This is a genomic window from Streptomyces sp. NPDC002690, assembly GCF_053592415.1.
This window is the reverse complement of record NZ_JBSFVR010000252.1, coordinates 1-11,046: the sequence shown is the minus strand read 5'-3', so window position 1 is coordinate 11,046 and position 11,046 is coordinate 1. Positions and strand designations below refer to the sequence as shown.

The 11,046-nt window shown below is 71.6% G+C and carries 11 protein-coding genes; 4 read left to right on the top strand and 7 right to left on the bottom strand.

Features of this window, described 5'->3' with window-relative positions; all coding sequences use genetic code 11:
* Nucleotides 1-162: 162 nt before the first annotated feature.
* From ACWD3D_RS25930 to ilvA, 3 genes are all read right to left on the bottom strand, one after another.
* A complete protein-coding gene (locus ACWD3D_RS25930) occupies nt 163-1,017 on the bottom strand; it encodes an ABC transporter permease (RefSeq protein WP_451463196.1) in 855 nt (284 codons plus the stop codon).
* A complete protein-coding gene (locus ACWD3D_RS25925; RefSeq protein WP_451463195.1) occupies nt 1,014-2,081 on the bottom strand; it encodes an ATP-binding cassette domain-containing protein in 1,068 nt (355 codons plus the stop codon). The genes ACWD3D_RS25930 and ACWD3D_RS25925 overlap by 4 nt, the downstream gene beginning before the upstream one ends.
* A gap of 138 nt (nt 2,082-2,219) precedes the next feature.
* Nucleotides 2,220-3,452 carry a threonine ammonia-lyase gene (ilvA, locus tag ACWD3D_RS25920; RefSeq protein ID WP_451463194.1) on the bottom strand — a complete coding sequence of 411 codons (1,233 nt, stop codon included), beginning with the start codon at nt 3,450-3,452 and terminating at the stop codon, nt 2,220-2,222.
* A 179-nt stretch (nt 3,453-3,631) separates the two neighbouring features.
* Between ilvA and ACWD3D_RS25915 the strand changes: the two genes are divergently transcribed.
* Entirely contained in the window at nt 3,632-4,162 is a 531-nt protein-coding gene (locus ACWD3D_RS25915; RefSeq protein WP_451463193.1) for a MarR family winged helix-turn-helix transcriptional regulator, read from the top strand.
* Nucleotides 4,163-4,300: 138 nt separating this feature from the next.
* A complete protein-coding gene (locus ACWD3D_RS25910; protein ID WP_266708441.1) occupies nt 4,301-4,492 on the top strand; it encodes a DUF1059 domain-containing protein in 192 nt (63 codons plus the stop codon).
* 245 nt (nt 4,493-4,737) lie between these two features.
* Here ACWD3D_RS25910 and ACWD3D_RS25905 read toward each other — a convergent pair whose 3' ends face one another.
* The gene (locus ACWD3D_RS25905) at nt 4,738-5,883 is read right to left on the bottom strand and encodes a cystathionine gamma-synthase (RefSeq protein WP_451463192.1); all 1,146 of its coding nucleotides are present in this window, start codon (nt 5,881-5,883) and stop codon (nt 4,738-4,740) included.
* 67 nt (nt 5,884-5,950) lie between these two features.
* On the opposite strand from ACWD3D_RS25905, the gene ACWD3D_RS25900 reads away from it, so the two are divergent.
* Complete coding sequence (locus ACWD3D_RS25900; protein ID WP_451463191.1) at nt 5,951-7,060, top strand: hypothetical protein; 1,110 nt, start codon at nt 5,951-5,953, stop codon at nt 7,058-7,060.
* Nucleotides 7,061-7,278: 218 nt separating this feature from the next.
* On the top strand, nt 7,279-7,944 hold the full coding sequence (msrA, locus tag ACWD3D_RS25895; RefSeq protein ID WP_451463197.1) for a peptide-methionine (S)-S-oxide reductase MsrA: 666 nt from the start codon (nt 7,279-7,281) through the stop codon (nt 7,942-7,944).
* A 94-nt stretch (nt 7,945-8,038) separates the two neighbouring features.
* Here msrA and ACWD3D_RS25890 read toward each other — a convergent pair whose 3' ends face one another.
* From ACWD3D_RS25890 to gdhA, 3 genes are all read right to left on the bottom strand, one after another.
* Nucleotides 8,039-8,458 carry a DUF4190 domain-containing protein gene (locus ACWD3D_RS25890; RefSeq protein WP_451463190.1) on the bottom strand — a complete coding sequence of 140 codons (420 nt, stop codon included), beginning with the start codon at nt 8,456-8,458 and terminating at the stop codon, nt 8,039-8,041.
* Nucleotides 8,459-8,560: 102 nt separating this feature from the next.
* Nucleotides 8,561-9,064 (bottom strand): helix-turn-helix domain-containing protein, encoded by a 504-nt coding sequence (locus ACWD3D_RS25885; protein ID WP_451463189.1) that lies wholly within the window; start codon nt 9,062-9,064, stop codon nt 8,561-8,563.
* Between the two features lie 190 nt (nt 9,065-9,254).
* Nucleotides 9,255-10,631, bottom strand: coding sequence for an NADP-specific glutamate dehydrogenase (gdhA, locus tag ACWD3D_RS25880; protein WP_451463188.1), 1,377 nt, complete (start codon nt 10,629-10,631; stop codon nt 9,255-9,257).
* Nucleotides 10,632-11,046: the final 415 nt, after the last annotated feature.

The following is an 11,046-nucleotide window of genomic DNA, read 5'->3' as shown; positions in this document are numbered from 1 at the left end:
CTCCCGAGGAGTCCGCCGGACGGGGCTTTCGCGTACGGAGGCCGCGGAGGGTGCCGGCCGCGCCCGCGACGACCTCGGCGAGCCCGGTTCCGTAACCCCGCCTGCCCTGCCCGCCGAAGCCGGCGGGCAGGGCAGGGCAGGCGCACGGTGGACGCGACGCCCTCAGGTGGCCGTCCTGCGGTACTTGCGGACAGCCAGCGTCCGGAAGACCACGGTGATCACCACGGACCAGATCAGCGACGCCCACACGGGGTGCTGCATCGGCCATGCGTCGGAAGGCGACACCCCGGGGTTGCCGAACAGCACGCGGCACGCCTGGACGGTCGCGCTGAACGGGTTCCAGTCGGCGATCGGCTGGAGCCAGGACGCCATCTGGCTGGAGTCCACGAAGGCGTTCGAGATGAACGTGACCGGGAAGAGCCAGATCAGTCCACCGGAGGTCGCCGCCTCGGGGGTGCGCACGGTCAGCCCGATGAGGGCGCCGATCCAGGAGAAGGCGTACCCGAGCAGCAGGAGCAGCCCGAACGCACCGAGGGCCTTCCAGATGCCCTCGTGGATGCGCCAGCCGACCAGCAGGGCGACGACCACCAGCACCAGCACGGTGAGGGTGGTCTGTACGAGGTCGGCGATGGTCCGCCCGGTGAGCACCGCGCCCCGTGACATGGGCAGGGAACGGAACCGGTCGATGAGGCCCTTGTGCATGTCGTCCGCGATGCCCGCGCCCGCTCCCGCCGTGGCGAAGGTGACGGTCTGGGCGAAGATCCCGGCCATCAGGAAGTTGCGGTAGACCTCCGGGGAGGTCGAGCCGCCGACGTTCATCGAGCCGCCGAAGACGTAGCTGAACAGCACCACGAACATGATCGGCTGGATGAGCCCGAAGAGGACCACCTCGGGGATGCGGGTCATCCGGATCAGGTTGCGTTTGGCGATCACGAGGGAGTCACCGACCGACTGCACGATGCCGCCGGACGGGCGGGGAGCCAGGGTCGTGCGGGCCTCTTCCGAGTGCGTGGTCACCGTGCGTCCTCCTTCGCGTTCCCGGCCGCCGACGAACCGCCGGGGCGGCTGCCGCCGCTCCGCCCGCCCTTGCCGCCGCCCTTGCCGCCGTCCTCGCCGTTCCCGTTCCCGTTCTCCGCGGCCGTCTCCGCCGCGTGGCCGGTCAGGGAGATGAAGACGTCGTCCAGGGTGGGGCGGCGCAGTCCGATGTCGTCGATCTCCACGTCCCGGTCGTCCAGGTCGCGGATGACCTCCGCGAGGAGTTTGGCGCCGCCGGTGACCGGGACGGTGAGTTTGCGCATGTGCCGCACGACGGTGACCTCGCCCTCGCCGTACCGGGCGAGCGCCTCGCGGGCCGGTTCGATCTCTTCGGGGCGGTGCACGACGACCTCGACGCGTTCGCCGCCGGTACGGGCCTTGAGCTGGTCGGACGTACCTCGCGCGATGACCTTGCCGTGGTCGATGACGCAGATGTCGTGGGCGAGGTGGTCGGCCTCTTCGAGGTACTGCGTGGTCAGCAGCAGAGTCGTTCCGCCACCGACCAGTTCCTCGATGACCTCCCAGAGCTGCTGGCGGTTGCGGGGGTCGAGCCCGGTGGTCGGCTCGTCCATGAACATGACCGGCGGCCGGACCACGAGAGCCGCCGCAAGGTCGAGCCGCCGCCGCATGCCGCCGGAGTACGTCTTGGTGGTCCGGTCGGCCGCGTCGGTGAGGTGGAACCGCTCCAGCAGCTCCGCCGCCCGTTTCTTCGCGTCGCGGGCGCGCATCTGGTAGAGCCGGGCAACCATCTGGAGGTTCTCCCGGCCGGTCAGGTACTCGTCGACCGCGGCGAACTGTCCGGACAGCCCGATCGAGCGGCGTACCTCGTTGGGCCTGGCCAGTACGTCGATGCCCGCGACCTCCGCCCGGCCGCTGTCGGGCAGCAGCAACGTGGTCAGGACGCGTACCGCGGTCGTCTTGCCCGCACCGTTGGGGCCGAGGAGGCCGAGCACGGTCCCCTCGGGGACGTCGAGATCGACGCCGTCCAGCGCTCGTACGTCACCGAAGGTCTTGACCAGACCTTCGGCGTGGATCGCACCTGGCATAGGGGGTACCCCCGGTTTGCTGTCGGATGGACCTGTTGCCCCTTCGGGTGACTTCAGTGCGCATCCTAGGAACAAAGGACGCCTGAAGGCCGCCGGAACACGGGCCCGGGTCGCCGTTTTCGGGCGGCCCGACAGCCCTCACTCCACGATGAGATGGCCGGCGCCCCTGAGGACGGCGGCGACCTCCTCGCAGTGTTCCGGGCCCTTGGTCTCCAGGTGCAGCTCGACCTCCGCCTCGGTGAGGCCGAGGCGCGGTTCGGTCCGTACGTGGCTGATGTCGAGCACGTTCGCGTCGGACCCGGACAGGGTGGCCAGCAGGGCGGCGAGCGCGCCGGGCCGGTCCACGATCCGCACCCGCAGGCTCAGGTAGCGGCCGGCGGCGGCCAGCCCGTGGCGGAGGATGCGCTGCATGAGGAGCGGGTCCACGTTCCCGCCGGAGAGCACGGCGACGACAGGGCCGCGGAAGGACTTCGGGTTGCTGAGCAGCGCGGCGACCGGGCTGGCGCCCGCGGGTTCGACCACCAGCTTGGCCCGCTCCAGGCAGAGCAGCAGGGCGCTGGAGAGCTCGTCCTCGGTGACTGTGCGGACCTCGTCCACCAGCTCCTGGATCAGGCGAAACGGTACGTCACCAGGGCGTCCGACCTTGATGCCGTCGGCCATCGTCTGCGGCACCGTCTCCAGGGCGACGGGGTGCCCGGCGGCCAGGGAGGGAGGGTACGCGGCGGCGCCGGCCGCCTGCACACCGATGATCTTCACGTCGGGGCGGAGCGCCTTGACCGCGACGGCGATGCCGGCCGCCAGTCCCCCGCCGCCGATGCCGACGAGGATGGTGCGGACCTCGGGGCACTGTTCGAGGATCTCCAGGCCGACGGTGCCCTGGCCCGCGATGATGTCGGGGTGGTCGAAGGGGTGGATGAAGACCGCCCCGGCCCGCTCCGCGTACTCCTGGGCGGCGGCCAGCGTCTCGTCGACGACCTGACCGTGCAGCCGGACCTCGGCACCGTACTCACGGGTGGCCGCGACCTTGGGGAGGGGTGCGCCGACCGGCATGAAGACCGTGGAGCGTACGCCGAGCAGAGAAGAGGCGAGTGCGACACCCTGCGCATGGTTTCCGGCGCTCGCGGCGACGACTCCGCCCGCCCGCTCCTCCGGCGTGAGTCCCGCGATGCGTACGTAGGCGCCGCGCAGCTTGAAGGAGCCGGTGCGCTGGAGGTTCTCGCACTTGAACTGGACGGGGGCCCCGACGAGCTCCGACAGGTGGCGGCTGCCCTCCATCGCGGTCGTTCTGGCCACTCCGGACAGTATTTTCTGGGCGCCCCGGACGTCGTCGAGGATCAGCGGCGGGAAGGGGGCGGTCGTACGGAAGCTCATGACCGCCAGTCTCGCAGCTCACCGCTCCACCGCCTTCCGAGTGCCCCGGCGGGACCGGCGTCCCGGTGCTCGTTCCCCTCTCGGGATGCCCGGGATTACATACCCTGGACACAGTCGGCCGCATCGCCGCGTACTGTGTCCCCCACCCATCCGACACCGCACGAAGAGAGCTATTGGCCATGCCCCCTCAGGACATGACGAATGCTGCGTCTCCTTCCGGGGACGACGTCTCCCCTCCACAGGGGTCCGACCCCGTCGTACTCGACACGCTCCAGCACCAGGTGGCGGTCTTCGCCCGGCGTGCGGAGCAGACCCGTCTCGGTGGTGTCGGCAAGGTCCGCAACTCCATGGACCGGGCCGCCTACCTGCTGCTCAACCGGCTCGACCGGGAAGGCCCGATGGGCGTGAAGGCGCTGGCCGCGGGGATGGGTATCGACTCCTCGACGGTGACCCGCCAGGTCGCCCCGCTCGTGGACACCGGGCTCGTGAAGCGGACTTCGCACCCGGAGGACGGCAGGGCCGTCGTGCTCCAGCTGTCACCGCGCGGCCAGGCCCGCCTGGACGAGGTGCGCGCCTCCCGCCGCGATCTGATGTCGCAGGTCACGGAGGACTGGAGCGAGGAGGAGCGGGAGATCTTCTGCGCCCTGCTGACCCGCTTCAACGGCGCTCTGGCGGTACGGCAGGCGGCTCACCAGCAGCAGGGGGACTAGGCCGGGACAAGGCCGTGTTCCGCGAGCCCCGCCTGTCCGGCCATCCCGGCGGACGGCGCTCCTCGCGAACACGACCTGGGCCCCGGCGGCGAACTATCCTGGAAGGGCTGGCCCACGTGAAAAGACGAGGAGGCCACCATGACCAGGAAAGTCGCCGACTGCCGGAAGTATCCGAGTGTGTCGGGCTGTTCGCTGACCATCTCCGGCGAAGAGGACGAGGTCGTCCGCGCGGCGACCGAGCACGCCGTCTCGGTCCATGACCACACGGACAGCCCCGAGCTGCGTGAACAGGTCAGGGCGTCCCTGGAGGACGAGAAGGTCGCCGTCTGAGAACCCGCGGAGAACACCCGCCGGTCGTCGTGGGGCGGGCCCCCACCGGTGTCGCCCGCCGCTTGGCGTTGTCCGCCGGTGTCGTACGAACGGCGTACGGGCGTCGTACCACCGTCGTCGTACGGGCGTTGCGGGAGCGTCCACGGACGGGACCGCGGGTGTGCGGTGCCGGGGAGCCCTCCCCGGCACCGGTCGTGCCACGACACGGCCACCTAACCGTCCGGCGGTGACGGGAGCGCGGTCGGTCAGCCGAGCGCCTGGGTGAGGTCGGCCAGCAGGTCGTCGCCGTTCTCGATGCCGACGGAGAGCCTCACCAGGTCGGCGGGCACCTCCAGCGGGGAACCAGCGGCGGACGCGTGCGTCATCCGTCCCGGGTGCTCCAGCAGCGACTCGACGCCGCCGAGCGACTCACCGAGCGTGAACAGCTCGGCACGGTTGCAGACGTTGACGGCCGCTTCCTCGCCGCCGCGCACCCGGAAGGAGACCATGCCGCCGAAGGCCCGCATCTGCTTGGCGGCGACCTCGTGCCCCGGGTGCTCCGGCAGCCCGGGGTAGAGGACCTGCGTCACCTCGGGGTGGCGGGTGAGCAGTTCGGCGATCCGTCCGGCGTTCTCGGTGTGCCGGTCCATGCGCACGGCGAGGGTCTTGATGCCGCGCAGTACGAGCCAGGCGTCGAACGGACCGGCGACCGCACCCATCGCGTTCTGGTGGAACGCCAACTCCTCCGCGAGGCCGGCGTCGTTGACGATCAGCGCGCCGCCGACCACGTCGGAGTGGCCGCCCATGTACTTGGTGGTGGAGTGCACCACGATGTCCGCGCCCAGCGCCAACGGCTGCTGGAGGTACGGGCTGGCGAAGGTGTTGTCCACCACCAGCCGGGCACCGGCCTGGCGTGCCACGCCCGCGACGGCCGCGATGTCGGTGATGCCGAGCAGCGGGTTGGACGGTGTCTCGACCCAGACCACCTTGGTGCGCGGGGTGATCGCGGCGCGCACCGCGGCCACGTCCGAGGTGTCGGCCACCGAGAACTCCACGCCCCAGCGCGACGCCACCTTGGCGAACAGCCGGAAGGTGCCGCCGTAGGCGTCGTTCGGGATCACCACGTGGTCGCCGGGGGTGAGCAGCGTACGGAGCAGGCAGTCCTCGGCGGCGAGTCCGGAGGCGAAGGCCAGTCCGCGGCGGCCGCCCTCCAGGGCCGCCAGGTTCTCCTCCAGGGCGGTACGCGTCGGGTTGGCGCTGCGGCTGTACTCGTATCCGCCGCGCAGTCCGCCCACACCGTCCTGCTTGTACGTGGACACCTGGTAAATGGGCGGAACGACGGCGCCGGTGAGCGGATCGGCGGTGTTTCCCGCGTGGATCGCGAGGGTCTCGAAGCTGTGCTGGTCGGTCATGAGGCCCGAGCGTAGTTCGTCGCGAGGGCCCACACCGGACGCTCGGCCGTACGGGGACAATGGGTCCATGGAGATTCTGTGGTTGCTGATCGCGCTCTGCATGATCACGGCGGTGCTCGTCCCGTTCCTCCGAGGCCGCCGGGGCGGCGGCGGCATTCAGCTGGCTTCACCCGGTTCTCCGGACGCCGCCGACCCGGAGACGTACGGCTTCGTGCGCCAGGAGCTGCTGGACGTACGACTGCCCGGCCCCGACCAGGACTTGGTCGACGTGCTCCACGTGGTGCAGGCCACGCAGGAGTGGCGCGCGGCGGCCCAACTGCTGGCCGGTACGCCGAAGGAGGGCGAGGTCCGGTGGCAACGGGTACAGGCGTTCGCAGGGGCGGCTTCGCTCGAACTCGCCGCGCGCCCGGGCGTGGGCGCCGCCTGGCTGCGCTCGTGGCGTGCCGAGGCGCCCCGGGACCCGGGCGCCGCCGCGGTGCACGCGGAGTTCCTGGTACAGCAGGCATGGCGGTCCTCGGCCGTGGGCAGCGAGGACTTCCGGGTCCTGCTGGACGAGGCGCGTGACGTGGCCGGTGAGGCGTCGGCACTCTCTCCCGGCGACCCCGTTCCGCACATCACCCGGCTGACCGTGGCACGCGGACTGGGTTACGCCCCCGAGGAGTTCGACCTGATCTGGGCGGAGATCATCGATCGCGCCCCGGCGCACTTCGGCGCTCACCTGGCGGCGCTGCACTTCTGGTCCTCGAAGTGGCACGGCTCGCGCGAGCTGGCCGACCGGTTCGCCACCGCCGCCGCGGCGCGCGCCCCGCAGGGCTCGCTGCTCGCCGGGCTCCCGCTGTTCTCGCTCTACGACAATCTGCCGGAGTTGAATCTGACGCCGGACTTCTACCGGAGCGCGGCGGTGACGAAGGCCGTCGAGGGCGCGATGTACGCGGTCCACTCGGCGCGGCAGGACGACCCGATGCTCGCCCACGTCCGGCATCTGCTGGTGCTGTTCCTGGTCCGGATGGAGCGCTGGTCCGAGGCGATGCACCAGTTCGTCCACATCGACGGGTACATCGGGGCACTGCCCTGGACCGAGGACTCCGACCCGGCCGCCGAGTACGCGATCTACCGCGCGCTCGCGGTGGCCGGCTACGAGGCCAACGGCGGCAGCCCTGCGCGGCTGCTGGGGTAGCGCGGTAGCGCCTGCCGCGTCGGGCGGCGAGGCGGCGAGGCCGGCGGCACGGCGAGGGGCGAGGCCGGCGGCACGGCGAGGCGGCGAGGCGGCGAGGCGGCGAGGCAGCGAGGCGGCGAGGCGGCGAGGCGGCGAGGGCCCTCTGACCTGGCCTCCCGCGAGGAATGCGGGGCGGTACGGAGATGTTCACCCCATATCGCCGCGTAGAAGGAGGACCGATCATGCTGTTCGGCCGTACACCCGTGCTCCCCTCCCCCGAGCAGGCCCTCAAGGGCAGCCCGACCCCGACGTTCACGGTGCCCGACCGCCACATCGTGCTCGGTAACCCGTTGCAGGGCCCGTACCCGCAGGGCCTGGAGGTCGCCGACTTCGCGCTGGGCTGTTTCTGGGGTGCCGAGCGCAAGTTCTGGCAGACACAGGGCGTCTGGACGACGCTCGTCGGCTACCAGGGCGGCTACACCGAGAACCCCACGTACGAGGAGACCTGCTCGGGTCAGACCGGTCACACGGAGGCCGTACGTGTGGTCTTCGACCCCGAGGTCGTCCCGTACACCGAGCTGCTGAAGTTGTTCTGGGAGTCGCACAACCCGACCCAGGGCTTCCGCCAGGGCAACGACGTCGGGACGCAGTACCGTTCGGCGCTCTACACCCACTCGCCCGAGCAGGCCGAGGCCGCCGCCGCGTCCCGCGAGGCGTACCAGAAGGTCCTCACGGGCTCCGGATACGGCGCGATCACCACGGAGATCCTGCCCGCCGAGGGCCGCACCTTCTGGCCTGCCGAGGGCTACCACCAGCAGTACCTGGAGAAGAACCCGGGCGGCTACTGCGGCATCGGCGGCACGGGCGTCTCCTGCCCGATCGGCGTGGCCCGCGCGGACGGCTGATCCGCACGCGGCCGGGCCCCTGGCCGGCCACCCGGCACTCAGCACACCTCGGCGAGGGGCGTCCACCACGGGCGCCCCTCGCCGGCGTTCCGGATCAGGCGTCGGTGAGCGCCGCGAAGCCGGCAAGGAGGCCGACGACCGCCAGCAGCGCGAGCAGGCAGACGAACAGCACCAGCCAGCCCGTCAGGATGGACGCCAGGGCGACCCCGCGCCCGGCGCCGCCCAGACGTTTGCCCCGGAAGCGGCCCACGTGCCCGGCAGGGATCGCGATCAGGGCGCACAGGGTCGCCAGGGCGATGAAGACGGGCGGGTTGATCAGCGCGAGGCCGGTGGCGAAGTTCCCGAGGGCGCCGATCGCGCCCAGCGCGAAGAACCCGCTGACCGTCGCCGCCGGGTTCCTGGGCGCGGTGGCCCCGTCCCGGGCCGCTTCCGGTGCCGGCACGGGCACCGGTTCCGCAGCCCGGAGCCCCTCATGGTGCCCGGCCGCCACCGGTATGCCGTCCGTGTCGCCCATGTGCCCCGTCCCCCGTGTGCTCCGTGTTCCTCGTTCCTCGTGAACGCTCGGCACGGGATTTTACGGTGCCGCCCGACCGCCGTCGATCGCCGCCGACGGCCGTCAGGCGGCCAGCCGCACCTGGTTCCTGAGCGGCGCGGCACCCGGCACGTGCCCCTGGGCACGGGTCGCGGCGGTGAGCGCCGCACGGCGGCGGGCCAGCTCGACGGCGGTGCGGCCGAGTATGTCGGCGAGGCCGAGCCCGAGGGCGTGCGCGGCGGCGGCGAGGACCTCGGAGGACGCCTCCTTGCGGCCCCGCTCCAGCTCGGAGAGGTACGCGAAGGAGATCCGCGCCGAGTCCGCGACGTCCTTCAGCGTGCGCTCCTGGGAGAGGCGTTCCTGGCGCAGCACCTCACCCACGAGGTCGCGCAGCAAGGGCTCCCGGGGCGCCTCGGGGGCGGGCGAGGGGTGCGCGGGGACGGGCCGCAGAGGTATCACCCGGGCACCCTGACGGAGCCCGCGTGCCGTCACACGCGCCTGCCGGTCGTCGTACGGGCGGTCGTCGTACGGGTGGCTGTCGTCGAGATCGGCGGCGTGCGGGCCGATGTCCCTCGCTCGGTTCGTCATCGCTCCAGCGTAGGAGCGGCGGCGTGCCCGTGGGGCGTACGGCGCTGTGCCCTCAGCGGATCTGCTGACGGAGAAACGGCACAACCCCCCGCTCCCGGACGCACCCGCTCCACCTACCGGAACGCCCGGGGGCCGGCTCCGCACGCGTACGCACGCGCGGAACCGGCCCCCGGCCGCGGGCGGTGACCGGTCAGATGAGGCCCTGGGCCAGCATCGCCTCGGCGACCAGTTCGAAGCCGGCGATGTTGGCGCCGACCACGTAGTTGCCGGGGCTGCCGTAGCGCTCGGCGGTGGTGTAGCAGGAGTCGTGGATGTGCCGCATGATCTCCTCCAGCCGCGCCTCGGTGTGGGCGAAGGTCCACGAGTCGCGGGAGGCGTTCTGCTGCATCTCCAGCGCGCTGGTGGCCACGCCGCCGGCGTTGGCCGCCTTGCCGGGACCGAACGCGACGCCGGCCTCCTGGAAGACACGCACGGCCTCGGGGGTGGTCGGCATGTTGGCGCCCTCGGCGACCGCCTTCACGCCGTTGGCCACGAGCGCGCGGGCGTCCTCCTCGTGCAGCTCGTTCTGCGTGGCGCACGGCAGCGCGACGTCGACCGGCACGGTCCACAGGCCGGTGCCCGGCACGAACGTGGCAGAGGCGCCGCGACGCTCGGCGTACTCGGAGACCCGGCCCCGGTTCTGCTCCTTGATCTCCTTGAGCAGGTCGAGGTCGATGCCCTTCTCGTCCACGACGTAGCCACTGGAGTCGGAACAGGTGACGACGGTGGCGCCGAGCTGCTGGGCCTTCTCGATCGCGTAGATGGCGACGTTGCCGGAGCCGGAGACGGCGATGCGCTGGCCTTCCAGCGACTCGCCGCGGACGCGCAGCATCTCGGAGGTGAACATGACGCAGCCGTAGCCGGTGGCCTCGGTCCGCGCCTGCGCGCCGCCCCAGCCGAGGCCCTTGCCGGTGAGGACTCCGGACTCGTAGCGGTTGGTGATGCGCTTGTACTGGCCGAAGAGGTAGCCGATCTCGCGGCCGCCGACGCCGATGTCACCGGCGGGGACGTCGGTGTATTCGCCCAGGTGACGGTGGAGCTCGGTCATGAACGACTGGCAGAAGCGCATGATCTCGGCGTCCGAACGGCCCTTGGGGTCGAAGTCGGAGCCGCCCTTGCCGCCGCCGATCGGCATGCCGGTGAGGGCGTTCTTGAAGATCTGCTCGAAGCCGAGGAACTTGACGATGCCGAGGTTGACCGAGGGGTGGAAGCGCAGGCCGCCCTTGTACGGGCCGAGCGAGCTGGAGAACTCGACGCGGAAGCCGCGGTTCACGTGGATGTCGCCGTTGTCGTCCGACCACGGCACGCGGAAGATCAGCTGACGCTCGGGCTCGCACAGCCGCTCGATGATCCGGGCGTCCACGAACTCGGGGCGCGCGGCGAGCACCGGGCCGAGGGTCTCCAGGACCTCCCGGACGGCCTGGTGGAACTCCTTCTCGCCCTGGTTGCGCCGGAGCACCTCCGCGTAGAGCGGCTCGATGACGCGGCTCTCGGCGGACGAGAACGCGGTTTCAGAAGACACCGACATCTGATCAAGACCTTCCATGGAGCAGTGGCAGATACGTGCGCACCCGTCCCGAGAGCGCACCCGGTCCTGCCGCCCCCGCATGTGCGTGCGGTCGCATACGCGGGACGAGCGAAACCGGTGTATGGCTCAATTGTCCTCTCGGGAGGCGCGCCCCCTCCGGATCATCCACATAGTGGCCACCGCACGGCGCCCGCGCCGACCCGACCGGGGGCCCGAACAACCGTACGGTTCCGAAGGATCACCGACTCCCCCCGCCGAAGCCGACCGGCCCACGGCCACCCACCACGTGACGGGAATCACACGGGAGTCGGCCGCCGCGAACGGTGCGCCGGACCGGCCCCGGGGGGCTCGCCACCGCACGCGCGGCCGTTCGCCCCGCCGCGACCGCCCCGCCGCCCCGCCGCCCCCGCCCCGC

What these genes read in the sequence shown, in the direction of transcription:
- ACWD3D_RS25885 (WP_451463189.1), bottom strand. Translation starts at nt 9,064, where the DNA reads ATGACGAACCGAGCGAGGGACATCGGCCCGCACGCCGCCGATCTCGAC.
- ACWD3D_RS25910 (WP_266708441.1), top strand. Translation starts at nt 4,301, where the DNA reads ATGACCAGGAAAGTCGCCGACTGCCGGAAGTATCCGAGTGTGTCGGGC.
- ACWD3D_RS25890 (WP_451463190.1), bottom strand. Translation starts at nt 8,458, where the DNA reads ATGGGCGACACGGACGGCATACCGGTGGCGGCCGGGCACCATGAGGGG.
- ACWD3D_RS25925 (WP_451463195.1), bottom strand. Translation starts at nt 2,081, where the DNA reads ATGCCAGGTGCGATCCACGCCGAAGGTCTGGTCAAGACCTTCGGTGAC.
- ACWD3D_RS25900 (WP_451463191.1), top strand. Translation starts at nt 5,951, where the DNA reads ATGGAGATTCTGTGGTTGCTGATCGCGCTCTGCATGATCACGGCGGTG.
- gdhA (WP_451463188.1), bottom strand. Translation starts at nt 10,631, where the DNA reads ATGTCGGTGTCTTCTGAAACCGCGTTCTCGTCCGCCGAGAGCCGCGTC.
- ilvA (WP_451463194.1), bottom strand. Translation starts at nt 3,452, where the DNA reads ATGAGCTTCCGTACGACCGCCCCCTTCCCGCCGCTGATCCTCGACGAC.
- ACWD3D_RS25915 (WP_451463193.1), top strand. Translation starts at nt 3,632, where the DNA reads ATGCCCCCTCAGGACATGACGAATGCTGCGTCTCCTTCCGGGGACGAC.
- ACWD3D_RS25905 (WP_451463192.1), bottom strand. Translation starts at nt 5,883, where the DNA reads ATGACCGACCAGCACAGCTTCGAGACCCTCGCGATCCACGCGGGAAAC.